Annotated in this window: 20 protein-coding genes and 2 tRNA genes; 11 read left to right on the forward strand and 11 right to left on the reverse strand. The window is 67.8% G+C overall.

The genetic code is table 11. From position 1 onward, the window contains the following. Positions 1–130: 130 nt before the first annotated feature. Together BLR99_RS08870 and BLR99_RS08875 are read left to right on the forward strand one after the other, a co-directional pair. Positions 131–1,159 carry a metal-dependent hydrolase gene (locus BLR99_RS08870; protein WP_011796166.1) on the forward strand — a complete coding sequence of 343 codons (1,029 nt, stop codon included), beginning with the start codon at positions 131–133 and terminating at the stop codon, positions 1,157–1,159. A 39-nt stretch (positions 1,160–1,198) separates the two neighbouring features. Beyond that, positions 1,199–2,986, forward strand: a complete 1,788-nt coding sequence (locus BLR99_RS08875) for a sensor histidine kinase (protein ID WP_011796167.1) — start codon at positions 1,199–1,201, stop codon at positions 2,984–2,986. Positions 2,987–3,127: 141 nt separating this feature from the next. On the opposite strand, the gene BLR99_RS08880 is transcribed toward BLR99_RS08875, so the two are convergent. Together BLR99_RS08880 and BLR99_RS08885 are read right to left on the reverse strand one after the other, a co-directional pair. Next, positions 3,128–3,730, reverse strand: a complete 603-nt coding sequence (locus BLR99_RS08880; protein ID WP_017438321.1) for an OmpW/AlkL family protein — start codon at positions 3,728–3,730, stop codon at positions 3,128–3,130. A 102-nt stretch (positions 3,731–3,832) separates the two neighbouring features. Then, the gene (locus BLR99_RS08885; RefSeq protein ID WP_017438320.1) at positions 3,833–4,819 is read right to left on the reverse strand and encodes a DUF808 domain-containing protein; all 987 of its coding nucleotides are present in this window, start codon (positions 4,817–4,819) and stop codon (positions 3,833–3,835) included. Positions 4,820–5,001: 182 nt separating this feature from the next. Here BLR99_RS08885 and BLR99_RS08890 point away from each other — a divergent pair, with 182 nt between their 5' ends. Continuing rightward, entirely contained in the window at positions 5,002–6,789 is a 1,788-nt protein-coding gene (locus BLR99_RS08890) for a putative bifunctional diguanylate cyclase/phosphodiesterase (RefSeq protein WP_011796170.1), read from the forward strand. A 45-nt stretch (positions 6,790–6,834) separates the two neighbouring features. Here BLR99_RS08890 and BLR99_RS08895 read toward each other — a convergent pair whose 3' ends face one another. The 3 genes from BLR99_RS08895 to purL all read right to left on the reverse strand — a co-directional run bounded on the left by BLR99_RS08895 (position 6,835) and on the right by purL (position 12,099). Further along, the gene (locus BLR99_RS08895; RefSeq protein ID WP_228193818.1) at positions 6,835–7,257 is read right to left on the reverse strand and encodes a hypothetical protein; all 423 of its coding nucleotides are present in this window, start codon (positions 7,255–7,257) and stop codon (positions 6,835–6,837) included. A gap of 29 nt (positions 7,258–7,286) precedes the next feature. Beyond that, positions 7,287–7,979: a peptidoglycan recognition protein family protein gene (locus BLR99_RS08900; RefSeq protein ID WP_228193819.1), complete on the reverse strand. Its 693-nt coding sequence runs from the start codon at positions 7,977–7,979 to the stop codon at positions 7,287–7,289. A 76-nt stretch (positions 7,980–8,055) separates the two neighbouring features. Then, a complete protein-coding gene (gene purL / locus BLR99_RS08905) occupies positions 8,056–12,099 on the reverse strand; it encodes a phosphoribosylformylglycinamidine synthase (protein ID WP_011796173.1) in 4,044 nt (1,347 codons plus the stop codon). A gap of 205 nt (positions 12,100–12,304) precedes the next feature. Between purL and map the strand changes: the two genes are divergently transcribed. Then, positions 12,305–13,120, forward strand: coding sequence for a type I methionyl aminopeptidase (gene map, locus BLR99_RS08910; RefSeq protein ID WP_011796174.1), 816 nt, complete (start codon positions 12,305–12,307; stop codon positions 13,118–13,120). A 103-nt stretch (positions 13,121–13,223) separates the two neighbouring features. Then, positions 13,224–15,830: a [protein-PII] uridylyltransferase gene (locus tag BLR99_RS08915; RefSeq protein WP_041827507.1), complete on the forward strand. Its 2,607-nt coding sequence runs from the start codon at positions 13,224–13,226 to the stop codon at positions 15,828–15,830. A 36-nt stretch (positions 15,831–15,866) separates the two neighbouring features. Here BLR99_RS08915 and def read toward each other — a convergent pair whose 3' ends face one another. Beyond that, on the reverse strand, positions 15,867–16,406 hold the full coding sequence (def, locus tag BLR99_RS08920) for a peptide deformylase (protein WP_017439980.1): 540 nt from the start codon (positions 16,404–16,406) through the stop codon (positions 15,867–15,869). A 97-nt stretch (positions 16,407–16,503) separates the two neighbouring features. Here def and BLR99_RS08925 point away from each other — a divergent pair, with 97 nt between their 5' ends. The 6 genes from BLR99_RS08925 (at position 16,504) to BLR99_RS08950 (ending at position 19,702) form a co-directional block, all read left to right on the forward strand. Next, positions 16,504–16,917 (forward strand): YbaN family protein, encoded by a 414-nt coding sequence (locus tag BLR99_RS08925; RefSeq protein ID WP_011796177.1) that lies wholly within the window; start codon positions 16,504–16,506, stop codon positions 16,915–16,917. A gap of 68 nt (positions 16,918–16,985) precedes the next feature. Beyond that, positions 16,986–17,061 (forward strand) — tRNA-Asn (locus BLR99_RS08930). 59 nt (positions 17,062–17,120) lie between these two features. Beyond that, a tRNA-Asn gene (locus BLR99_RS08935) sits at positions 17,121–17,196 on the forward strand. Positions 17,197–17,330: 134 nt separating this feature from the next. After that, the gene (gene aat / locus BLR99_RS08940) at positions 17,331–18,092 is read left to right on the forward strand and encodes a leucyl/phenylalanyl-tRNA--protein transferase (RefSeq protein ID WP_011796178.1); all 762 of its coding nucleotides are present in this window, start codon (positions 17,331–17,333) and stop codon (positions 18,090–18,092) included. Further along, positions 18,089–18,826 carry an arginyltransferase gene (locus tag BLR99_RS08945; RefSeq protein WP_011796179.1) on the forward strand — a complete coding sequence of 246 codons (738 nt, stop codon included), beginning with the start codon at positions 18,089–18,091 and terminating at the stop codon, positions 18,824–18,826. The genes aat and BLR99_RS08945 overlap by 4 nt, the downstream gene beginning before the upstream one ends. 63 nt (positions 18,827–18,889) lie before the next feature. Next, a complete protein-coding gene (locus BLR99_RS08950; protein ID WP_011796180.1) occupies positions 18,890–19,702 on the forward strand; it encodes an IclR family transcriptional regulator in 813 nt (270 codons plus the stop codon). Between the two features lie 89 nt (positions 19,703–19,791). Here BLR99_RS08950 and BLR99_RS08955 read toward each other — a convergent pair whose 3' ends face one another. From BLR99_RS08955 to ilvN, 5 genes are all read right to left on the reverse strand, one after another. Then, positions 19,792–20,907 (reverse strand): serine hydrolase, encoded by a 1,116-nt coding sequence (locus tag BLR99_RS08955; RefSeq protein WP_011796181.1) that lies wholly within the window; start codon positions 20,905–20,907, stop codon positions 19,792–19,794. A 114-nt stretch (positions 20,908–21,021) separates the two neighbouring features. Then, entirely contained in the window at positions 21,022–22,560 is a 1,539-nt protein-coding gene (locus BLR99_RS08960; protein WP_011796182.1) for a 2-isopropylmalate synthase, read from the reverse strand. Between the two features lie 181 nt (positions 22,561–22,741). Next, positions 22,742–23,575: a CDP-diacylglycerol--serine O-phosphatidyltransferase gene (pssA, locus tag BLR99_RS08965; RefSeq protein WP_011796183.1), complete on the reverse strand. Its 834-nt coding sequence runs from the start codon at positions 23,573–23,575 to the stop codon at positions 22,742–22,744. A 187-nt stretch (positions 23,576–23,762) separates the two neighbouring features. Then, positions 23,763–24,779 carry a ketol-acid reductoisomerase gene (ilvC, locus tag BLR99_RS08970; protein ID WP_011796184.1) on the reverse strand — a complete coding sequence of 339 codons (1,017 nt, stop codon included), beginning with the start codon at positions 24,777–24,779 and terminating at the stop codon, positions 23,763–23,765. A gap of 53 nt (positions 24,780–24,832) precedes the next feature. Continuing rightward, complete coding sequence (gene ilvN, locus BLR99_RS08975) at positions 24,833–25,324, reverse strand: acetolactate synthase small subunit (protein ID WP_011796185.1); 492 nt, start codon at positions 25,322–25,324, stop codon at positions 24,833–24,835. Positions 25,325–25,449 lie beyond the last annotated feature (125 nt).

Genomic DNA, 25,449 nt, shown 5'->3' on the forward strand with positions numbered 1-25,449 from the left:
ATGCCCCGCACCAGCGCGACGGGTACTGCCGCGCCCTAGAATGCGGCCGCAGCGGCGACCCCGCCCAAGCCATATCCGCCGCATGCACGGCAGTTCCCTCTCCTCATCGCCCGACGCTCGCCGCCATCGCATGGATTCCCTGACCCAGATCGCCCTCGGCTCCGCCGTTTCCCTGGCCGCCATGGGCCGGCGCACCGCCGCGTGGAAAGCAGTGCTGTGGGGGGCCGTGGCGGGCACGCTGCCCGACCTGGATGCCCTCATCGACCGTGGCGACCCCATCGCCAACATGGTCCAGCACCGCGCCGACACCCACGCCCTGCTCTACCTTTCCCTGCTCGCACCATTGCTGGGCGCGCTGGCGGCCCGGCTCCACGGGGAAGGTTTCCAGTGGAAGCGATGGTGGCTGGCCCTGTGGCTCGCGCTCGCCACGCATCCGCTGCTCGACTGGATGACGGTGTACGGCACGCAACTGCTGCGCCCGTTCACCGACCACCCCTACGGGCTCGGCAGCATCTTCATCATCGATCCGCTCTACACCGTGCCGCTCATCGTGGGCGTGGTCGCGGCGCTCGCGATTTCCGACCAGCGCGGGCTGCGCTGGAACGCAGCGGGACTGTGGTTGAGCACCGCCTACCTGGCATGGGGCTTCGCGGTCCAGCAGCACGTCGCCGCGGTCGCCCGGGCATCGCTCGAAGCCATCGGCTGGCCCGCCGGCCAGGTGCTCGTGACGCCCACGCCATTCAACACCCTCGCCTGGCGGGTGGTCGCCGTGGCGCCCGGGCAGTATGCGGAAGGCTTCTATGCACTCGCCGACCGGGGCCGGCCCATCCGCTTCACGCTGCACGACCGAGGCGAGGCGCTCATCGCGCAGTTCGCTGCGCAGCCGCCGGTGCGGCAGGTGGCGGCTTTCAGCCACGGCTTCTACCGCATGCGTGAACACGGCGGCCACGTCCAGATCACGGACCTGCGCATGGGCCAGGAACCCGCATACACCTTCCACTTCGACCTGGGCACCCCCGCGGACCTCGCGGCGGGCCGCGGGAACGTGGTCCAGCGCTGGCAGCGCCCGGACGCAGCCACCGCCCTGCCCGCCCTGGGGCGCCGCATCCTCGGGCACGGCGGCGGAAATGGCATGTTCGGCACGCCGTCGCCCCCCTGAGGCGTTCCCCACCGCACAGGAACGTGGCAAGCTAGCCGCATGCACCAGACATCCCTCCCCAGCACCACCGCAGAGCAGTCCCCGGCCCTGCCCGTGCACGGCGCGCATGGCAGCCGGCGGCTGCGCGTTCTGGTGGTCGGCACCCTGCTGCTGACGCTCACGGTCACGTGGCTCCTGGTCGCCGTCTTGCTGAACACCAAATGGCAGGACGCTGTGCGCTCCCAGGAGCGGCAGAACGCCAACCTGGCCCGGGTGCTGGAAGAGCAGACGCTCCGCGTCCTGGCGGCCGCCGACCAGGCCACACTGCGCGTGGCGGCGGAAGTCCGCAGCGGCGAATTCAGCGAGCAGGACTACGCGCTGTTCGCCAACGAGACCGGGCTGGCACCCGACATCCTCACCCAGTTGTCCATCGTGGGCCCCGACGGCCGTTTCGTCGGCAGCAACCTCGATCCCTCGGCGGCCCGCAACCAGGACACCGACCTGAGCGAGCGCGAACATATCCGGGTGCACCTGGAGCCCGGCAAGGAACCCAGGGCGCGGACGCGGATGTCCGCATCGGGACTGTTCGTCGGCAGGCCCGTGACCGGGCGGGTCTCCGGCCGCCGGACCATGCAGTTGAGCCGGCCCATCGTCGGCAGCAACCGCTACCTGCACGGCGTGGTGGTCGCCTCGCTCAATCCGGGCTACTTCGAGCAGGTGTACGGGAGCGTGGACATCGGCGCGCAGGGCGCGGTCGCGCTCATGGGCGCGGACTTCAACGTGCTGGCCCGGGTGATCGGAGCCCAGGCGGAAAGCATCGACAAGACCATCGAATTCCCGCCAGGCCATCCCCTCACCGACACCACCCGGACGCAGGGCACCTACCAGCGCGTCAGCCATATCGACGGACTGGGCCGCATCACCGCCTTCCATCGCGTGCCGGGGTATCCGCTGACCGTCCTCGTCTCCACCACCGACGACGAGGCCCTGGCGGAATGGAAGACCATGCGGACCTTCACCGTGGTGTTCGCCGGGCTTTTTTCCGCGACGCTGATCGCCCTCGGCGCGGGATTCCTGCGGGGGCTGCACCAGCTGGAGCAGAAGAACCTGGCGCTAGCTGCGAGCGAGGCCCAGGCCCGTTCCGCCAACCGGGCCAAGAGCGAATTCCTGACGGCCATCTCGCACGAACTGCGCACCCCCCTCACCAGCATCCACGGGTTCGCCGAACTCATGGAGCAGCGCCTGGAACAGCCGTCCTACCGCGAGGCCGCCGGCCTCATCCGCAGCGCGGCGGAACATCTCAACACGCTGCTGTCCGAGATCCTGGATCTGGCCAAGGTCCAGGCCGGCGCCATGCCCATCGTGCCCGGGGACCATGCCGTGCGCGAACTCGTCGGCACCACCGTCGATCTCTTCGCCATCTCGGCAGTGCAGAAAGGGCTCACGCTGGAAATGCACATCGCTCCCGGCGTCCCGCAGGTACTGCGGTGCGACGGCCTGCGGCTGAAGCAGATCCTCAACAACCTGCTGAGCAACGCGCTCAAGTTCACGCGGGAGGGGGGCGTGCGACTGGAGACGGACACCGCCGACGGCCACAGCGTGCGCTTCCGGGTCACCGATACCGGCCCCGGCATCCCCGCCGATCTGCACGAGGTCATCTTCGAGAAATTCAGCCAGGGCAGCGCCGACGTGAGCACGCAGCACGGCGGCACCGGCCTGGGACTGGCGCTCTCGCGCGGACTGGCCGAGCTCATGGGCGGCCGCCTGACCGTGGCCTCGGAGCCGGGCCAGGGCGCCTGCTTCACGCTGGAGCTGCCGATGCACCCGCCGGCCGCCGACGGGGCCTGACGCCTCCGCACCTGCCCGCCCCCCCGGCCATGGCCGACCCCTTTTTCCTGGACGTCCCGGAAACAGAAAGGGCCGGCGCATGCGCGCCGGCCCCCGGACGGTCCCACCAGGACAGAAAGCCCCCAGGAGCCTCCCTCCCGGTCAGAAGCGCCAGCCCAGGCCCACGCCGGCAAGCACCGGATCGATCTTGAGCGTGCCCAGCTTGGCGCCATTGGCAGCCACGTCCGTGCGGATATACACCTTCTTGATGTCGAAGTTCAGCGACAGGTTCTTGGTGAGCGGAATGTCCACGCCGACCTGCAGGGCGCCGCCCCAGCTGCTCTTGTCGATGCTCACGCCGGCGGGCAGGCGCACGCTGGAAAATCGCGTGTAGTTGATGCCGGCGCCCACATAGGGCCGGAAGCCGGGCGCGTCGAAGTGGTACTGCACCATCAGCGACGGCGGCAGGTGCTTCAGCGTGCCGATCTGGGCGCCCAGGGCACTGGAGCGCACATCCTGCTTCTGGGGCACGGTCAGCACCAGCTCCGCGGCGATGTTCTTGTCGAAAAAGTACGAGATATCGACTTCAGGAATGGTCTTGTTGTTGATCGACAGGCCCAGGCCGGTGCTGTCCTTGTTGGCACTGTCCAGGTGCACCGCGCGGGCGCGGACCATCCAGGGGCCTTGGCCGTCGGCAGCCTGCGCATGGGCAGCGCCGGAAGTCAGAACGCACAGGGCAGCCAGGGCGAGGAGATTCTTTTTCATAGGAGAACTCGATGCGGTTGAACGGGGACGGCCCCCGTGGACGCATTGGGCTTGCAAAACGCCCTGCCCGCCTTGCCACAGATCAAAAGGCCATGCGGGGTCTCAATGCGTCCCGGCCTTGCGCCCGCGCCAGCGTTGCACGAGCGTCACGCCGGCCAGCACCAGCGCGCCGGCCACGATGCCGCTCGCGGCATTGAGCAGGTTGAGCACCACCACGTGCAGGAGCCCGCCCTGCACAGCAGCGGAGGCCCATCCTTCCACCGCGTGGTGCAGCGGAGGCAGGCCGTGCACCAGGATGCCTCCACCGACCAGGAACATGGCGGCGGTCCCCGCGACGGAAAGCGCCTTCATCAGCCAGGGCGCCGTCGCCACGATGCCGCGACCCAGCACGCGCAGGGCGCCGAAGGAGCGGTGGCTGAGCCAGAGACCGGCGTCATCGAGCTTCACGATGCCGGCGACCAGCCCGTACACCCCGGCGGTCATGACCAGCGCGATTCCCGACAGCACCGCCACCTGCTGGCTGAAAGGCGCGCCGGCCACCGTGCCCAGCGTGATCGCGATGATCTCCGCGGACAGGATGAAATCCGTACGGACCGCTCCGCGCACCTTGTCCTTCTCGAAGGCTGCCATGTCCACGGCGGCGTTCGCGGCGGCCTGGGCGTGGGCCTCGCGGTCCGCTTCCTTTCCCGCGCCGTCATGGTGCAGGAACCGGTGCGCCAGCTTCTCCGCGCCTTCGAAGCACAGGAACGCCCCTCCCAGCATCAGCAAAGGCGTGACGGCCCAGGGAATGAACGCGCTGATCAACAGCGCCGCGGGCACCAGGATGGCCTTGTTCACGAGCGAACCCTTGGCCACCGCCCAGACCACCGGCAGTTCGCGCTCGGCGCGCACGCCGGTCACCTGCTGCGCGTTCAGCGCGAGGTCGTCGCCGAGCACACCGGCGGTCTTCTGCGCGGCCGCCTTGGTCATCACCGACACATCGTCGGCCATCGCGACGCTCTTCTTCGCCGCCACTTTGGTCATCAGGGCGACGTCGTCGAGCACCGCGGCGATATCGTCGAGCAGGGTGAGAAGGCTGGCGCCGGCCATGCGAAGCTCCGTGGTTGAGAGGCGCCGATTATGGGGGCCATGCCGGGTACGCCGCCGGCATGCACGAGAGGAAACACCCTTGCAAAAGCCAAGGTTGAGAAAATTGAATATGCTCTACTGTGGGCATCGTCCAGCTCTCTCTTCCGACGGGCAGCCTCCTCCTCACGTATTTCCACCCCTCCATGACGCTCCCGATCAGCGCAGAACAGCAACGGCTGACGGCCCTGCGGGCCACCGGTCTGCTGGACACTCCGCCGACCGAGGAGTTCGACCGCATCACCCGGCTGGCCAGCCGCCTTTTCGACGTTCCCATCGCGCTCGTCAGCCTGGTGGACGCGGACCGCCAATGGTTCAAGTCGCAGATCGGGTTGCCGGTCCGCGAAACCTGCCGCGAGGATGCCTTCTGCGATCACACCATCCGAACCTCCGAGGTCATGGTCGTGGAAGACGCGCTGCAGGATCCACGTTTCGCCGCCAATCCGCTCGTCCAGGGGCCACCGCACATCCGCTTCTATGCCGGCGCGCCCCTGATCCTGCGGGGCCACCACCACCTGGGCAGCCTGTGCCTCATCGACTCCGTGCCCCGTGCGTTCGATACCGCACAGCAGCGGCAACTGGCAGACCTGGCCGCGCTGGTGATGGCCCAGATCGACCTGCAGTGCGCCGCCGCGCGCCTGGACGAATCCACCCTGCTGCCGAACCGGACGCAACTGCTGCAGGACCTCCATGGGCTGTGCCTGGCGGCGCCCGGCGAGCAGCGCGTGCTGGTCCTGCTCGAACTCCTGCCGCACGACGGCATCATGGATGCCGCCCGCGCCATCGGCATGCAGCCCATCGAACAGCTGACCTACGAGGCGGGCAGGCGGCTGGCCGGCTTCGTCGGCAGCCAGTCCCGCGTGTACCACACCGGCGTTGCCCGGCTGGCCCTCGTGCTGCGGGACACCGACGGACAGACCGTGGCGCAATTCACGCAGCAATTGCTGGACACCCTGGCCGCGCCGCTGTCCACGGGCTCGGGCATCGTCATCAACCAGCGGCGACGCATCGGCCTGGCCCCCTTCACGCTGGAGCCGGCGGACGCCGTCGATTCCCTGCGGCGCGCCAACGCCGCGCTCTACCACCAGCCGATGTCCGGCACGGCGGTCTGCAGCTACGACGCCGCGGTGGACCTCAGCTACCGCCGCTCCTACGAGCTGATGGCCAGCATCCCCCGTGCGCTGATGGCGGGAGAATTCCGGCTCGTGTACCAGCCCCAGTTCGAGCGTGCTTCCACGCGCTACACCTGCATGGAGGCCCTGCTGCGCTGGGACCATCCCCAACTGGGTACGGTGTCACCCGGCGACTTCATTCCCCTGCTGGAAAAGACCACCTACATCCAGGCCGTCACCGAATGGGTGCTGCACACGGCGCTGGCGCAGGTCCGCGCGTGGGAAGACGCCGGCCTGGAGGTGGACGTGGCGATCAACGTGTCGCCGCGCAACCTCGAGCAGCCCGGGTTCGCCGGCATGCTCCGGGATGCCTTCGCCCGGCACAGGCTCGCCCCATCGCGCCTCGAGATCGAGTGCACCGAAAACGCCGTGCTGACGGAAGGCCCCACGCTGGAAGGCATCAAGGCGGCCCGCGCAATGGGCGTGCGCGTGGCGCTCGACGATTTCGGCACCGGCTACTGCAATTTCGGGTGCCTCTACGACCTCTCGGCCGAGGTACTCAAGCTCGACCAGGCCCTGATCCGGCCCATCGGGACCGATGCCCGCGCGCTCGATGTCGTGCGCGGCATGGTCCAGCTCGGCCACACCCTGGGCTACCGCCTCCTGGCCGAAGGCGTGGAAACCGCCGAAGTGTTCGACCAGCTCATGGAGCTCGGCTGCGACCAGGTGCAGGGCTATTACCTGAGCCGCCCCCTGCCGCCCGCCGAGGCCTTCGCCTTCGTGCATCGCTGGAACCGGCTCGTCACGCTCGAGCAGGGCTGAGCGGGCGGGAACAACGCCGCGTTTCCGGCCGCGCCGTGGCGGCAGCTAACGCTCCGCGTCGGACGGCCTGCGCTTCGGATCGAAGGGAAAGTCCGGCTGCAGGATATCCACGCACGCCTCGCAGGCCAGGAACCGGGACCGCTGCCCACGGCTCACCGCACCCCATCCCGTTCCGCTGTCGATGGATACCGTCACGGTCCGGCCATCCGAAAAGACCACGGTGGCATCCGCCGAGCAATCGTCCAGGATGGCATTGCGCCGGTACGAGCCGCTGTCCGTCAGGGCGGCATGCTGCAGGAAAAATTTCACCCGCCTGGCATCCAGCGCCAGACCACGGCAATCCACTTCCGGAGCGAATCGCGCCTGGGCCGCAGGGCGTTCGATGGAGATTTTCTGAATTTTCGCGTGCGCGAAGGGAAGGTTTTCTGTTCCCGCGTTGGCGCCAACAGCCCAGAGGGCCGACAACACAAGCCAAAGCGAACATATGTATGACGACCTCATTTCAGAACAGCAGTAGCAGCCTCGGTTCTCTGCTTATAGCTGACATCAGGATGTCGATGAATCTCTTCCAATGGCACGTGCAGAGTACTGACCAATCCCCTCAATAAATACTGCAAAGCTCCTTGCTGCGCAGTAGTGAGCGGATCATAGACACCAAATTTTTCGATAAAGGAGTTCTTTTCAATATCCGTGAGTCCTGCGGGCATGCGAACGTGGGCTGGCAGCCGGCATTTTCCGACAATTTCTATTCCCACGCTATCCAAGTTGGAAGGATAGCGCTGCGGAACAGTCTTCACCATCTCCAGCCGGTTGGTCGCATCTGGCGAGAACTTCCGGTACCTGATGATTTCCGAGGGTGTGCATCGGTGTTCAGCCATGCAGCGGGCCTTTATTTTTCCTACGTGCCTCGTAGTTCGAAACAGAGAGGCCGTTTGGTAAATGCACCCATTTTTTGCAACAAGAAAATGGGCGCCATTCGCATTTGCCCGAGCATAGCTGGCAAACACTGCAAATTCATCCTCCGAATCCGTTTGATGAATTACCAATCCGCGCACAAGCGCCATTGAAGATCGCTCAATGGCTGGGAAACGCCTTTCCTTGACACGCGAATCTCCCACGATGATTCCCATATCGTTTACATTGAACATCAAAAAATAAATTTCCAAGTCGCACTGGTTCCCAATTTTCATCAGGAATATTGCTCCCGGACATTAATTTAATAAATACCCAACATAAACAACGAAAATTTTCGCGAGCAGAACCGTCTCACCCCACCCACTTGCGCGCGTTGCGCCAGATGCGCATCCACGGGCTCAGCGCGCTGCGGTCGCCGCTGGTCCAGCTCATCTGGATGTTGCGGAACACGCGCTCGGGGTGCGGCATCATGGCCGTGAAGCGGCCGTCCGCCGTGGTCACCGCCGTGAGCCCGCCCGCGCTGCCGTTGGGGTTGAACGGATACTGTTCGGTGGCGGCACCATGGTGGTCCACGAAGCGCATCGCCGCGATCGCCTGGGCGGCATTGCCGCGGCGCGCGAAGTTCGCATAGCCTTCGCCATGCGCCACGGCGATCGGCAGCCGGCTGCCGGCCATGCCTGCGAAGAACAGGCTGGGGGACTCCAGCACCTCCACCAGCGACAGGCGGGCCTCGAAGCGCTCGCTCTGGTTTGTGGTGAAGCGCGGCCAGGCGGCAGCGCCAGGGATGATGCCGGCCAGTTCGGCGAACATCTGGCAGCCGTTGCACACGCCCAGGCCGAAGGTGTCGGCGCGGCCGAAGAAGCCCTGGAACTGCTCCGCCAGCACCGGGTTGAACGTGATCGAGCGCGCCCAGCCGATCCCCGCGCCCAGGGTGTCGCCGTAGCTGAAGCCGCCGCAGGCGACCACGCCCTTGAAGTCGGCCAGCTTCGCGCGGCCGGCCTGCAGGTCGGTCATGTGCACGTCGTAGGCATCGAAGCCCGCTTCCGAGAAGGCGTAGGCCATCTCGATGTGCGAGTTCACCCCCTGCTCGCGCAGGATCGCGACCTTCGGCCGCGCGAGGTTCAGGAACGGGGCCGCCACATCCTCGGCCGGATCGAACGTCAGCGCCACGTGCAGGCCCGGATCGTCGGGCGCACCCGCCGCCGCATGCTCGGCATCGGCACACGCGGGGTTGTCGCGCTGCTGGCAGATCTTCCAGCTCACGGCATCCCACACCTGGTGCAGGTCGGACAGCGATGCGCTGAACACCGCCTTCACGTCGCGCCAGACCTGCAGCTCACCCTTGCCCACATCCATGGCGGACGCCGCGGGACGCGTCTTGCCGACGAAGTGGCTGAACTTCGAGAGGCCGTGCTCGCGCAGGGTCTGCATCACCTCGTTGCGCTCGGCGGTGCGCACCTGCAGCACCACGCCCAGCTCTTCGTTGAACAGCGCCTTGAGCGTCAGCTCCTCGCGGCGCGCGCTCACCTGCTGCGCCCAGTTCTTGGCGTCGCCCGTTTCCATGCGGCTGTCGGCGATGCCGTCGCCTTCCGTCACCAGCAGGTCGACGTTCAGCGCCACACCCACGTGTCCAGCGAAGGCCATCTCGGCCACCGCGGCCAGCAGGCCGCCGTCGCTGCGGTCATGGTAGGCCAGGATGCGGCCCTGCGCGCGCAGCGCGTTCACGGCATCCACCAGCCTCACGAGATCCTGCGCGTCGTCCAGGTCGGGCACCTCGCCGCCCTCCTGGCCCAGCACCTGCGCCAGGATGCTGCCGCCCATGCGGCAACGCCCCTTGCCCAGGTCGACCAGCACCAGCGTGGTGTCCTCCTCCATGGCGTCAAGCTGCGGCGTCAGCGTGCCGCGCACGTCGGACAGCGTGGCGAACGCGCTCACGATCAGGCTCACCGGCGAGGTGACCTTCTGCGCGGCGCCGCCGTCATCCTTCCCGCTACCGGAGGGGCTCGTCCATACGGTGCGCATGGACAGCGAATCCTTGCCCACCGGAATGCTGATGCCCAGCTGCGGGCACAGCTCCATGCCCACGGTCTTCACGGTGGCGTACAGGTCGGCGTCCTCGCCGGGCTCGCCGCAGGCCGCCATCCAGTTGGCCGACAGCTTCACGCGCGGCAGCTCGATCGGTGCCGCCAGCAGGTTGGTGATCGCCTCGGCCACGGCCATGCGGCCCGAAGCCGGCGCGTCGATCGCGGCCAGCGGCGTGCGCTCGCCCATGGACATCGCCTCGCCCGCGAAGCCGCGGTAGTCGGCCAGGGTCACGGCGCAATCGGCCACGGGCACCTGCCACGGGCCCACCATCTGGTCGCGGTGCGACAGCCCGCCCACCGTGCGGTCGCCGATGGTGATCAGGAAACGCTTGGAAGCCACCGTGGGGTGCGCCAGCACGTCGATCACCGCCTTCTGCAGCGACACGCCGGTGAGCTCGATCGGCGCGGCCTCGCGTCGCACCGTCTTGACGTCGCGGTGCATCTTGGGCGGCTTGCCCAGCAGCACGTCCATGGGCATGTCCACGGGGAATTTCTGGTCGCCGCTCTCCACGGACGTGTCTTCCAGCACCAGCTGGCGCTCGCCCGTGGCCGTGCCGATCACGGCGAAGGGGCAGCGCTCGCGCTCGCAGAACGCGCGGAAGGTCTCCAGCGACTCGGGCGCGATCGCCAGCACGTAACGCTCCTGGCTCTCGTTGGACCAGATCTCCTTGGGCGCCAGGCCGGACTCTTCCAGCTGCACGGCCCGCAGGTCGAAGCGCGCGCCGCGGCCGGCGTCGTTGGTCAGTTCGGGGAAAGCGTTCGAGAGCCCGCCCGCGCCCACGTCGTGGATCGCCAGGATCGGGTTCTGCGCGCCCTGCGCCCAGCAATGGTTGATGACCTCCTGCGCGCGCCGCTCGATCTCGGGGTTGCCGCGCTGCACCGAGTCGAAATCCAGTTCTGCCGCGTTCGTGCCCGTGGCCATGGAACTGGCCGCGCCGCCCCCCATGCCGATGCGCATGCCCGGGCCGCCCAGCTGGATCAGCAGCGTGCCCGCCGGGAATTCGATCTTCGTGGTCAGGCCCGCGTCGATCACGCCCAGGCCGCCCGCGATCATGATCGGCTTGTGGTAGCCGCGCCGCACGCCCGCCACGTCCTGCTCGTATTCGCGGAAGTAGCCCAGCAGGTTCGGCCGGCCGAATTCGTTGTTGAAGGCCGCGCCCCCCAGCGGGCCCTCGACCATGATCTGCAGCGGGCTCGCGATGTGCTCCGGCTTGCCGCCCGCCTCGTCGCTCCAGCCGCCCCAGAGCTTCGATACCGTGAAGCCCGTGAGGCCGGCCTTGGGCTTGGAACCGCGCCCCGTGGCGCCCTCGTCGCGGATCTCGCCGCCCGCGCCCGTGGAAGCGCCGGGAAACGGAGAGATCGCCGTCGGGTGGTTGTGCGTTTCCACCTTCATGAGCACGTGGTGCGTGGCCTCGCTCTTGCGGTAGGCGGGCACGTCCTGCGCCGCGCGGCCCGTGGCGGCCGGCGCGATGAAGCGCTCGACGGTGCTGCCTTCCATGATGGAGGCGTTGTCCGAGTACGCGACGATGGTGTGCTGCGGCGCGAGCTGGTGGGTGTTGCGGATCATCGCGAACAGGCTCTTGTCCTGTTCCTGGCCGTCGATGGTGAACCGCGCATTGAAGATCTTGTGGCGGCAGTGCTCGCTGTTGGCCTGCGCGAACATCATCAGCTCGACGTCGGTGGGATTGCGGCGCAGCGACGTGAAGGCATTGACGAGGTAGTCGATCTCGTCGTCCGCCAGGGCCAGGCCCCAGCGGGTGTTCGCCCCCTCCAGCGCGGCGCGTCCGCCGCCCAGCACGTCCACGAATTCCATGGGCGCCGCGGGCAGTTCGGTGAACAGGTCGGCCGCGCCGGCACGGTCCCAGAGCACGGATTCCGTCATGCGGTCGTGCAGCAGCGCGGCCACGGCCTGCTTCTGCGCCTCGGTGAGCGCGGGCACGCCGCCCAGCAGGCCCGGGCGCAGCGACAGCCGGTATTCGGTCACCCGCTCCACGCGGCGCACGTGCAGGCCGCAGTTGCGCACGATGTCGGTGGCCTTGGAGGCCCACGGCGACACGGTGCCGATGCGCGGCGTGACCACGATGGCGGGGCCGGAATCCGGGCCGGCATAGGGGTCGCCGTAGGTGAGCAGGGCCGCCAGGCGCTCGCGGTCGGCGGGCGTCGGCTCCGCGTCGGTGGCCACCAGGTGCACGAACCGGGCCGCGATCCCCCCGATGCGGTCGTGGATGGCCTGCAGGCGGGGCAGGAGCTGCTGGACGCGGAAGGGGCTGAGGGCATTGCTGCCCTCGAACGAGGTAAGGTGCAGGGTCACTTTGGCGGCCTGTTGCGGGAGATGGGATAGGGCTCGGAGCGGGAGGCCGCGGCCGGCGGGCGGGGCCGCTGAATGGGGCCTTCCTCCTGGGCGTCGCGGCGCGTTCGGCGCAGCCCGCCATTTTACCGGGCCGGCGGCTTCGGCTGGCCACCGTTGCCATCGCCCCGTTGAGGCGCCGGACGGCCCCCGATGGGATAATCCCGCCATGAGCATCACCATCAAGTCCGCCGAGGAAATCGCCGGCATGCGCGAAGCCTGCCGCCTGGCTTCGGAAGTGCTGGACTACATCACGCCCCACATCCGTCCCGGCATCACCACGAACGACGTGGACCGGCTCGCCGCCGAGTGCATGGCCGCGCAGGGCACCATCTCGGCCACCATCGGCTACCAGCCGCCGGGCTACCCGCCCTACCCCAAGTCGCTCTGCACCTCGCTCAACCACGTGGTCTGCCACGGGATACCGAACGACAAGCCCCTCAAGAAGGGCGACATCATGAACGTGGACGTCACCGTCATCACCAAGGACGGCTGGTACGGCGACAACAGCCGCATGTACCTGATCGGCGACGTCTCCATCGCCGCGAAGCGCCTGTGCCAGCTCACCTTCGAGGCGATGTGGCTGGGCATCCTGCAGGTGAAGCCGGGAGCGCGCCTGGGCGACATCGGCCACGCCATCCAGAAATTCGCCGAAGGCCACGGCCTGTCTGTCGTGCGCGAATTCTGCGGCCACGGCATCGGCAAGAAATTCCACGAAGAGCCCCAGGTGCTGCACTACGGCCGCCCCGGCACGCTCGAGGAACTGGTGCCGGGCATGACCTTCACCATCGAGCCCATGCTCAACGCCGGCCGCCGCGAGGTCAAGGAGCACGGCAACGACGGCTGGACCATCGTCACCAAGGACCACAGCCTGTCCGCCCAGTGGGAGCACACGGTGCTCGTGACCGAAACGGGCTACGAAGTCCTCACCCTGTCGGCCGGTTCTCCCCCGCTGCCTCCGTTCGTCACCGCCGTGAAGACCTGACGGCTGCGCCGGCGCGCACAGGCGCAGCATGGTTCTTGCTTGCGGTGCGGCCATGTCCGCCCACCGCTCCACGACGCCCCCATCGCCCCTTTCCCCGCCCGCCATGCCGCCCACGCTTTCGGAACTCCAGCCCCTGCGCGACGCCTACCGGCAGGACAAGGCCACCCTGCTGGCCAGCCTGCAGTCCAGGGGGGCGTCCACCCGCAGCGTGCGCCCCCTGCTCGGCAAGCTCTCCGCCCTCGCCGACCGGTTGCTGCGCACCCTGTGGCAAAGGGCCGGCCTGCCGGACACCCTGGCGCTGCTGGCCGTGGGCGGCTACGGCCGCGCCCAGTTGTTCCCCTATTCCGACGTGGACGTGCTCGTGCTGCTGCCCGACGGCTTCGAGGCCGCCTGCGAAGGCCCGCTGCGCCCGGCCATCGAGGCCTTCATCGGCAGCTGCTGGGACGCCGGCCTGGAAATCGGCTCCAGCGTGCGCACCGTGGCCGAATGCCTGACCGAGGCCGCCGCCGACGTGACCGTGCAGACCTCCCTGCTGGAGGCCCGCCGCATCGTCGGCAGCGCCGCCCTGGTCGCGGATTTCCAGCAGCGCTACGACGCGCAGGTGGACCCGGAGGCCTTCCTGGTCGCCAAGACCCTGGAAATGCGGCAGCGGCACAACAAATACGAGAACACGCCCTACGCGCTGGAACCCAACTGCAAGGAGTCGCCCGGCGGCCTGCGCGACCTGCAGACGGTGCTCTGGGTGGCACGGGCCAGCGGCCTGGGCCGCAACTGGAAGGAACTCGCTTCCCACGGCCTCGCCACCGCCTTCGAGGTACGGCAGATCGAGCGCAACGAAGCCCTGCTGTTCCTCATCCGCGCGCACCTGCATGCCATCGCCGGCCGGCACGAAGACCGGCTCGTCTTCGATCTGCAGACCGCCGTGGCCGAATCCTTCGGCTACCGCAACCAGGCCGCCGCCGAAGGGCAGCGGCAGCGCCTGCGGGCAAGCGAAAGCCTCATGCGCCGCTACTACTGGGCGGCCAAGGCCGTCTCGCAGCTCAGCCAGATCCTGCTGCTCAACATCGAGGAACGCATCTCGCCGCCCTCCCACGAACTGCGGCCCATCAACGAGCGCTTCTACGACAAATCCGGCCTCATCGAGATCGCCAGCGACGACCTCTACCACCGCGAGCCCCACGCCATCCTGGAAACCTTCCTGCTCTACGAAACCGAGGAAGGACTGAAGGACCTGTCGGTGCGCACGCTGCGCGCGCTCTACAACGCCCGCGGCGTCATGGACGCCGCCTTCCGGCGCGACCCCGTCAACCGGCAGCAGTTCCTGCGCATACTCCAGCAGCCCGTGGGCATCACCCACGCCATGCGGCTCATGAACCAGACGTCGGTGCTGGGCCGCTACCTCTGGCCCTTCCGGCGCATCGTCGGGCAGATGCAGCACGACCTCTTCCACGTCTACACCGTGGACCAGCACATCCTCATGGTGCTGCGCAACGTGCGTCGCTTCTTCATGCCCGAGCATGCGCACGAATACCCCTTCTGCTCGCAGCTCGCCGGCGGCTGGGACAAGCCCTGGCTGCTGTACCTCGCGGCCCTCTTCCACGACATCGGCAAGGGCCGCGGCGGCGACCACTCGCGCATCGGCGCCGAGGAAGTGCGCCACTTCTGCCGCCAGCACGGCGTGGCCGCGGAAGACGCCGCGCTGGTCGAATTCCTGGTCGCCGAGCACCTCGCCATGAGCCAGGTGGCGCAGAAGCAGGACCTCACCGACCCCGACGTCATCGCCGCCTTCGCCCGCCGCGTGGGCAGCGAGCGCCGGCTGACCGCCCTGTACCTGCTCACCGTCGCGGACATCCGCGGCACCAGCCCGAAGGTCTGGAACGCCTGGAAAGGCAAGCTGCTGGAGGACCTCTATCGCGCCACGCTGCGCACGCTGGGCGGGCGCGCGCCGGACGCCGCCGCCGAGGTCGAGGCCCGCAAGCGCGAAGCGCTGGTCCTGCTCGCGCTCAACGCCCAGCCCTTCGAGGGCCACAAGAAGCTCTGGGACACGCTGGATGTCGGCTACTTCATGCGGCACGAGGCGGCAGACATCGCTTGGCACGCGCGCCACATGGCCCGCCACGTGGGCGCGGGACGCTCGGTCGTCCGCGCCCGGCAGTCCCTGGCCGGCGAAGGCCTGCAGGTGGCCGTGTACGCCCCCGACCAGCCGGATCTCTTCGCGCGCATCTGCGGCTATTTCGACCGCGCGGGATTCAGCATCCTGGACGCGCGCGTGCACACCGCCAGCAACGGCCACGCGCTCGACACCTTCCAGATCGTCGCACCGGAGCAGGCCGGCCACTACCGCGAACTCACCCACATGGTCGAGAGCGAACTCGCGCGCACTATCGAGGAAGGCGGAGCGCTGCCCGAACCCGGCCGCAAGCGCGTCTCGCGCCGGGTCAAGAGCTTTCCCATCACCCCGCGCGTGGCCCTGCGGCCGGACGAGAAGGCCCAGCGCTGGATCCTGCACATCTCCGCCAGCGACCGCGCCGGCCTGCTCTACCTGGTCGCGCGCGTGCTCTCGCGCCACCACCTCAACGTGCAACTCGCCAAGGTGAGCACGCTGGGCGAGCGCGTGGAAGACACCTTCCTCATCCAGGGCCCGGAACTGCAGCACAACGCGCGGCAGATCCAGATCGAGACCGAACTGCTGGAAGCGCTGTCGGGCTGAGCCACCGCCCGGCAGCCGGGGAGGCGACCCAGCGCGTCAGTCGTCCTCGTGCTCCGCGATGTCCGGGAACAGCACGTCCGCATAGCCGAAGCGCGAGAAGTCGCGGATGCGCATCGGGTACAGCTTGCCCACTAGGTGGTCGCACTCGTGCTGCACCACCCGGGCATGGAAGCCTTCCACCGTGCGGTCGATCGGCGCGCCGTGCTCGTCGAAGCCCCTGTAGTGGATGCGTGACCAGCGCGGCACCACGCCCCGCAGCCCCGGCACGGACAGGCACCCCTCCCAGTCTTCCTCCTCCTCGCCGCCCAGCGGCGTGATCCGCGGGTTCACCAGCACCGTGGGCGGCACCAGCGGCCGGTCGGGGTAGCGCGGATTGCGCTCCTCCGATCCGAAGATCACCACCTGCAGGTCCACCCCGATCTGCGGCGCGGCGAGGCCCGCGCCGTTCACCGCGCGCATGGTGTCCCGCATGTCCTGCACCAGTTGCAGCAGCGAAGGCGTGCCGAATTCGGCGACGGGCCGGGCGGTGCGCAGAAGACGCTCGTCGCCCATCTTGAGGATGTCGTGGATGGCCATGTAGAAAGCTCGCGAAGTGGGCGGCGGCGCGGATCGCCGCCGGTCGGGGGGGACGCGCAGCATATCGCCCCTGCCCATCGGCAGGCACAATCGCCCCATGCCCGCACCGCCGACGGATCCCCTGCCCCCGCCTCCCGCGCATGCGCCGCTGCCGGCGCCGGTGCGCTGGCTGCTGCTGGCGTTCGCGGCGTTCAGCCTGGGCCTGGGCATCGTCGGCATCTTCGTGCCCGGCCTGCCCACCACGGTTTTCGTCCTCATGGCCGGCTGGGCGGCCGCGCGCAGTTCGCCGCGGCTGCATGCCTGGCTGTGGCGGCATCCGCTCTTCGGCTCCATGCTGCGCAACTGGGCCGATGGCGGCCGCGTCAGCCGCCGCGCGAAATGGAGCGCCACGGCCATGATGGCGCTTTGCGGCGCCGTGCTCGTGGTCAGCTCCGCGCCGCGGTGGGTGGCCATCGGCGCATCGGCTTGCATGGCCGGCGTGCTGGTCTGGCTCTGGTGCCGCCCCGAGTGAACTCTTTTGTCGTGGACATGCGAGTTTCCCGATCTGGCCGTTTTTTGTGTATATAATCTAAGTCTTGTTCCTCGATAGCTCAGTCGGTAGAGCGCCGGACTGTTAATCCGTAGGTCCCTGGTTCGAGCCCAGGTCGAGGAGCCAAGAAGTTTTTGCAGCGGGCACTGCAACCGGACAAGGCCCGCTTACATTCGAAAAGTCATTCCTCGATAGCTCAGTCGGTAGAGCGCCGGACTGTTAATCCGTAGGTCCCTGGTTCGAGCCCAGGTCGAGGAGCCACATCAAAGGCCACCCCCAGGGGTGGCCTTTTTATTTTCCGTGCCAACGGCCTCCCCGGCATCGGCAGTACGCGGCGCGACCTGGCGCTGGAGCGCACAATGGCACTCCAGCATCCCGCCGCCCATCTGCACGCCATGCCCTCGCCCGCCCCGCTCGCCTGGCTCGAACCCGACGACCCCTTCCCGCCCGCCGAACACGCATGGGGGCCGGAGGATCCTGCCCCCGGCCTGCTCGCGGCCGGCGGGGCGCTCGATACGGCGCACCTGCGCCAGGCCTATGCCCAGGGCATCTTCCCGTGGTTCAGCGCGGGGCAGCCCATCCTCTGGTGGAGCCCGGACCCGCGCATGGTCCTCGCGGTGGAATCGTTCCGCCTGCACCGGTCGCTGCGGCGCACCCTGCAGCGCTTCCGCACGTCTCCCGGCTGCGAGATCCGCGTGGACCACAGCTTCCCGGACGTGATCCGCGCCTGCGCGCAAACGCCGCGCGGCGGCCAGCACGGCACCTGGATCGTGCCGGACATGATCGCCGCCTACGAGGAGTTCCACCGCGCGGGCCATGCCCACAGCATCGAGACCTGGCAGGACGGCCGGCTGGTGGGCGGCCTCTACTGCATCGGCATCGGCCGGGCGGTCTTCGGCGAGTCCATGTTCGCCCATGCCACCGATGCCTCCAAGATCGCCCTGGCGGCGCTCGTCTGCCTGTGCCGCCGCCACGGGGCGGAATGGATCGACTGCCAGCAGAACACCGCCCACCTCGCCTCGCTGGGCGCCCGGGAAATCCCGCGCGAGCGCTTCCTGCGCAACGTGCAAGCCGCCACCGCCCTGGCACCGATCACCTGGCGCTTCGAATCCTTATACTGGGACGCATTGCTGCCCCCTTCGCCCGGCCCGCAATGACGCAACTCAACGACCTTCCGCTGCAGACCCTGCAGTTCTACGCGACGGCCCCCTACCCGTGCAGCTACCTGCCGGACCGGCAGGCCCGGTCCCAGGTCGCCACGCCCAGCCACCTGATCCAGAGCGACGTGTATTCCGACCTGGTGGCGCGCGGATTCCGCCGCAGCGGCATGTTCACCTACCGCCCCTATTGCGACGGCTGCCAGGCCTGCACCCCGCTGCGCGTACTGGCGGGCGAGTTCCGGCCCGACCGCAGCCAGCGCCGGGCCTGGAAACAGCACAGCATCCTGCAGACCCGCGTGCTGCGACTGTGCTACGAGCCGGAGCACTACCAGCTCTATCTCCACTACCAGCGCGCCCGCCATTCCGGCGGCGGCATGGACCACGACAGCATCGACCAGTACACGCAGTTCCTGCTGCAGAGCCGGGTGAATTCGCGCCTCGTCGAATTCCGCGATCCGGCGCCCGACGGCGAAACCGGCACGCTGCGCATGGTGTCCATCCTCGACGTGCTGGACGACGGCCTTTCGGCCGTCTATACCTTCTACGACCCCGATCCGGACTGCAGCTACGGCACCTTCAACGTGCTCTGGCAGATCGAGCAGGCCCGCACGCTCGGCCTGGCACACGTCTATCTGGGCTACTGGATCGCCGAGAGCGCCAAGATGAACTACAAGTCGCGCTTCCACCCGCACGAACTGCGGGTGCACGGCGAGTGGCAGCGCGGCACCTGAGCTTCCGCGCCGCGGCTGAATTTCATAGGATAAAATTCCCGGACATTGCCTTGGCCGAGAACCATGAAAAAAGACGACGCAGGCGCCTCCTCCAAACCCAGTGTCCAGGTGCTGGAGCGCATGTTCACCCTCATCGACGTGCTCGCCTCGCGGGAAGAAGCCATTCCCCTGAAGGAAATCAGCGAGAAGACGGGGCTGCATCCCTCCACCGCGCACCGCATCCTCAACGACCTGTCCCTCGGCCGCTTCGTGGACCGGCCCGAATCGGGCAGCTACCGGCTCGGCATGCGGCTCCTGGAACTGGGCAACCTCGTCAAGGCCCGGTTGAACGTGCGGGACGCCGCGCTCCTGCCCATGCGCAGCCTGCACAAGCTGACCCAGCAGCCTGTCAACCTCAGCATGCGCCAGGGCGACGAGATCGTCTATGTCGAGCGGGCCTACAGCGAGCGCTCCGGCATGCAGGTGGTCCGCGCCATAGGCGGCCGCGCGCCCCTGCACCTGACATCCACCGGCAAGCTGTTCCTGGCTGTGGACGATCCGCAGCGCGTGCGCGCCTATGCCGTGCGCACCGGGCTGGCAGGCCACACGCGCAACAGCATCACCCAGTTGCCCCAGCTGGAGCGTGAACTGGGCCAGGCCCGGCAGTACGGCATCGCCCGCGACAACGAGGAACTGGAACTGGGCGTGCGCTGCATGGCGGCCGGCGTGTTCGACGACCAGGGCCAGCTCGTCGCCGGCCTGTCCATTTCCGCCCCGGCCGACCGCCTGGACGAGAACTGGCTGCCCAAGCTGCAGGCCACCGCGGACGAGATCTCCGCGGCACTGGGCTATGACCGCGACCGGGCCCGGAAGGCCGCCGGCTCGTCGCACCGGTAGAGCCTCGATGACAAAGGCCATGCGCCGGTGAGCGCATGGCCTGGGGATGCCGGGAGTTTCCCGCCGTGCAAGGCGGAATCCCGCGGGGGTCAGTCCAGCTTCGCGCTCGCCGTGGCGCCCGAGGCGTGCAGCGTGCTGGCGGAGCCGAGCGCCGGCAGCTTCTCCACCCAGTGGCGGACGCGCTCGGCGTCGCCCAGGCGGCTGAACTTGCCGGCGGAGTCCAGGAACACCATGATGAGCTTGCGGCCCGCGATATGGGCCTGCATCACGAGGCAGCGGCCCGCCTCGGAGATGTAGCCCGTCTTCTGCAGGCCGATGTCCCACGCGGGGTTCTTCACCAGGCGGTTGGTGTTGTTGAAGTGCAGCGTGCGGCGGCCCACCGCCACCTCGTAGCCCGGCGACGTGGTGAGTTCACGCAGCAGCGGATCGGCATGGGCGACGTTCACCAGCGTGGCGAGATCGCGCGCGCTCGACTGGTTGTGGCTGGACAGCCCCGTGGGCTCCACATAGCGCGTTTCGGTCATGCCGATCAGGCGGGCCTTGGCATTCATGCGGGCCACGAAGGCCTCCAGGCCGCCGGGAAACGTGCGGCCCAGGGCATGGGCGGCACGGTTTTCGCTGGACATGAGGGCCAGGTGCAGCATTTCTCCGCGCGTGAGCGTGGTGCCCACGGCCAGGCGGGAGCTGCTGAACTTCTCGGTATCGACGTCGTCCTGGGTGATGGTGATCGGCTCATCCATGGGCAGCTTGGCTTCGGAGATCAGCAGGCCCGTCATGAGCTTGGTGAGCGAAGCGATGGGCAGCACCGCATGGTCGTTCTTGCTGAGCAGCACCTCCTGCGTGTCCTGGTCGATCACCAGCGCCACGCTGGACTTCAGGTCGAGGGGGTCGGTCACCGAGTGCAGGCCGGCGACCTGGCCGAAGGACTGGCGCTCCGGCACCACGGCCGCCACGCGGGGGGCCAGCCGGGCGCTTCCGGAAACGGAGCGCGTGGCCTTGACCCGCGTCACGGCCCTGCGGGGCACGGCTTTGGTGGACCGCGACGCCGTGCGCTGCTGCTTGGCGGTGGCCGTGGCGGCCGGCTTCTTCGCTCCCGCTTTCTTGCGCTCGGCCGCGTGCGCTCCGGGAACGGCCAGTGCGAGGCTCAATGCGCAAAAGGCCAGCGCATGGATGAGCCGGGGGACGATGCGGCAGCGTTCTTGCATCAGATGCTCCAAGCGGCAAAATTGTGTGACAGTGTATGTGAGCAAAAAAAGTCGCGCAAGATCAACATCTTGCGCGACCTTCTCAATGAAGTGGCTGAATTATAAATTCCAGTTTCAGCCTTGCGCAGCCACGCGCTCGGCTTTGCTTTGCAATTTGTTCAACGCGCTCAGGTAGGCTTTGGCTGACGCGACGACGATGTCCGGGTCCGCCCCCACCCCGTTGACGACCCGCCCGCTGTCCTGCAGGCGCACGGTCACCTCGCCCTGGCTCTCCGTGGAGCCGCTGATCGCGTTCACTGAATACAGCACCATCTCGGCGCCGCTGTGCACATGCGACTCGATGGCCTTGAGCGATGCATCGACCGGGCCGTTGCCTTCCGATGCGCCATGCACCTCCTTGCCGTCCACGGTGAAGACCACCGCGGCATGGGGCCGCTCGCCGGTCTCGCTGCGCTGCGACAGGGACACGAAGCCGTAGCGCTCGCCGGCGCCGGCCGTGGCGTCGCCGCTGACCAGCGCGAGGATGTCCTCGTCGAAGATCTCGCTCTTGCGGTCCGCGAGTTCCTTGAAGCGCAGGAAAGCGGCGTTCACGTCCGCCTCGCTCTCCAGCTGCACGCCGAGGTCCTGCAGCCGCTGCTTGAAGGCGTTGCGCCCGCTCAGCTTGCCCAGCACGATCTTGTTGGCGGTCCAGCCCACGTCCTCCGCGCGCATGATCTCGTAGGTATCGCGGGCCTTGAGCACGCCGTCCTGGTGGATGCCGCTGGCATGGGCGAAGGCGTTGGCGCCCACCACGGCCTTGTTCGGCTGCACGACGAAGCCCGTGGTCTGGCTCACCATGCGGCTGGCGGCCACGATGTGCTGCGTATCGATGCCCAGTTCCAGGCCGAAGTAGTCGCGCCGCGTCTTCACGGCCATGACGATCTCCTCCAGCGAGCAGTTGCCCGCCCGCTCGCCCAGGCCATTGATGGTGCATTCGACCTGACGGGCGCCGCCGATCTTCACGCCGGCCAGGGAGTTGGCCACCGCCATGCCGAGGTCGTTGTGGCAATGCACCGACCAAACGGCCTTGTCGCTGTTGGGGATGCGCTCGCGCAGGTTCCTGATGAAATTGCCGTAGAGCTCGGGAATGGCATAGCCCACCGTGTCCGGCACGTTGATCGTCGTGGCCCCCTCGGCGATCACGGCCTCCAGCACGCGGCAGAGGAAGTCGGGCTCGCTGCGGTAGCCGTCTTCCGGGCTGAATTCGATGTCGGCCACGAGATTGCGCGCGAAACGCACGGACTGCTTCGCCTGCTCCAGCACCTGCTCCGGCGTCATGCGAAGCTTCTTTTCCATGTGCAGCGGGCTGGTGGCGATGAAGGTGTGGATGCGCGCGCGCTGCGCGTCCTTGAGCGCCTCCGCCGCGCGGGCGATGTCGCGGTCGTTCGCGCGGGACAGCGAGCACACCGTCGAATCCTTGATGGCCTGGGCGATCGCCTGCACGGCCTCGAAATCCCCGTTCGAGCTGGCGGCGAAGCCGGCCTCGATCACGTCCACCCTGAGGCGCTCGAGCTGGCGGGCGATGCGCAGCTTCTCGTCGCGGGTCATCGAGGCGCCGGGAGACTGCTCGCCGTCGCGCAGGGTGGTGTCGAAGATGATGAGTTTGTCGGACATCGTGTGCTCCTTGTCGTTGGTGGGCCGGCGCCCCGCCCCGCAGGGCGCGAGGGCCCGCAAGAAAAAGGCCCGCTGCCATGTGCATGCGGGCCTTCGTCGGTATGCCTTGCGGTGCCTTGCCGCGGGAAGGTGGGCACTCCACGGGCAATGTAGCACAAGCCCGGCAGGCGCCGTGCCCGCGTCACTTGTGCAGGCCGCGCTCGTCCGGCTCGTCCGTGGAGATGCTGATGACGCTGCTGTGCTGGCCCTTGGCCTTGCGCCAGGCATAGACGCCGTAGCCGCTCAACCCGTAGAGCACGAACACGCCGAAGAGCACCGTGGGTGGATGGATGTTCACCACCGCGATGCCCAGCGCGATCAGCACGATGGTGGCGAACGGCACGCTGCGCTTCATCTGGATGTCCTTGAAGCTGTAGAACGGCACGTTGGTCACCATGGTGAGGCCCGCATACAGGGTCACGGCGAACATCAGCCAGCAGATGTGGATCCAGGCCACCCAGGCATCCACGCCGCGCTGCACGCCCAGCTCCGTCATCAGCCAGATGAAGCCCGCCACCAGGGCCGCGGCCGCCGGGGACGGCAGCCCCTGGAAGTACCGCTTGTCCACCACGCCGGTGTTGACGTTGAAGCGGGCGAGCCGCAGCGCCGCGCATGCGCAATAGACGAAGGCGGCGATCCAGCCCCAGCGCCCGAGGCCCTTGAGCGCCCATTCGTAGGCGATCAGCGCGGGGGCCGCGCCGAACGACACCATGTCGGACAGCGAATCCATCTGCTCGCCGAAGGCGCTCTGGGTGTTGGTCATGCGGGCCACGCGGCCGTCGAGGCTGTCGAGCACCATCGCGCAGAACACGCCGACCGCCGCGAGGTCGAAACGGCCGTTCATGGCCATCACGATGGCGTAGAAGCCGCCGAACAGCGCCGCCAGCGTGAAGAGATTGGGCAGGATGTAGATGCCCTTGCGGCGCTTGCGCGTCATCACGCCCGGGGTGCCCGCCGCTTCCTTGCCATCGTGCATCAGACGGCCCTCCGGCCCGCTGCTGCGGCAGTGCATTCAACCAGTGGATTCATGGACATGGGATAAGTGGCTGGGGCGAATGAAACCGTGGAGTGTAGAACGCTCCGAACCGGCCCCCGAAAAGAAAGAAAGGCCACCCGGGCGGGTGGCCTTGCAGGACCGCGTGGCGCGCCACGGCGGACAAAGATCAGTTGCGGCTCTGGTCCACGAGCTTGTTCTTGGCGATCCAGGGCATCATCGCGCGCAGTTGCGCACCCACGACCTCGATCTTGTGGTCGGCCGTGTTGCGGCGGCGGGCCGTCATGCTCGGGTAGTTCAGGCGGCCTTCCTGGATGAACATCTTCGCGTAGTCGCCGTTCTGGATGCGCTTGAGCGCATTGCGCATGGCCGCGCGCGACTGCTCGTTGATGACCTCGGGGCCCGTCACGTACTCGCCGAACTCGGCGTTGTTCGAGATGGAATAGTTCATGTTGGCGATGCCGCCTTCGTAGATCAGGTCCACGATGAGCTTGAGCTCGTGCAGGCATTCGAAGTAGGCCATTTCGGGGGCATAGCCGGCTTCCACGAGCGTCTCGAAGCCCATCTTGATCAGCTCGACCGCGCCGCCGCACAGCACGGCCTGCTCGCCGAACAGATCGGTCTCGGTCTCTTCCTTGAAGTTGGTCTCGATGATGCCGGCCTTGCCGCCACCGTTGGCCATGGCGTAGGACAGGGCCAGGTCGCGGGCCTTGCCGGACTTGTCCTGGTGCACGGCCACCAGGTGGGGTACGCCGCCGCCCTGGCTGTAGGTGGAGCGCACCGTGTGGCCCGGGGCCTTCGGGGCCACCATCCACACGTCCAGGTCGGCGCGGGGCACCACCTGGTTGTAGTGCACGTTGAAGCCGTGCGCGAACGCCAGGGAAGCGCCCTGCTTGATGTTCGGCTCGACGTTGTTCTTGTACACCTCGGCGATCTGCTCGTCGGGCAGCAGGATCATGACGACATCGGCGGACTTCACGGCCTCGTTCACTTCGAGCACCGTCAGGCCGGCCTTGCCGACCTTGTCCCAGGACGCACCGCCCTTGCGCAGGCCGACCACGACCTTCACGCCGCTGTCGTTCAGGTTCTGTGCGTGGGCATGGCCCTGCGAGCCGTAGCCGATGATGGCCACGGTCTTGCCCTTGATCAGGCTCAGGTCACAGTCCTTGTCGTAGAAAACTTTCATGTTGTTGGCTCCAGGTTGAATCGGTGAAGAAAAGATGTATGAGGGATGCGTGGCTAGACGCGGAGGATGCGCTCGCCGCGCCCGATGCCGCAGGCGCCGGTGCGCACGGTTTCGAGGATGGCGGTGCGGTCGATGGCCTGCAGGAAGGCATCGTTCTTGGACTGGTCGCCGGTCAGCTCCACGGTGTAGCTCTTCTCGGTGACGTCGATGATGCGGCCGCGGAAGATGTCGGCCATGCGCTTCATCTCCTCGCGCTCCTTGCCCACGGCCCGGACCTTGACCATCATGAGTTCGCGCTCCGTGTAGGAGCCCTCGGTCAGGTCCACCACCTTCACGACTTCGATCAGGCGGTTGAGGTGCTTGGTGATCTGTTCGATCACGTCGTCGGAGCCCGTGGTCTGGATGGTCATCCGCGAGAGGGACGCATCCTCGGTGGGAGCCACCGTGAGGGATTCGATGTTGTAGCCCCGGGCGGAGAACAATCCCACCACGCGCGACAGGGCGCCCGGCTCGTTCTCGAGCAGAACGGCAATGATGTGTTTCATGACTGGAGATTCCTCTTTTCGCTGCCCTCCCCTGGGACCGGTAAGCCCCAGGCTCGGCAGACAATAGATTCGTCGAAAGGCGCCGCCCGCGAGGACGGCGCGACAGGGCGGGAGCCGGCCCCTGC

This window comes from Paracidovorax citrulli (assembly GCF_900100305.1).
Lineage (GTDB): Bacteria > Pseudomonadota > Gammaproteobacteria > Burkholderiales > Burkholderiaceae_C > Paracidovorax > Paracidovorax citrulli.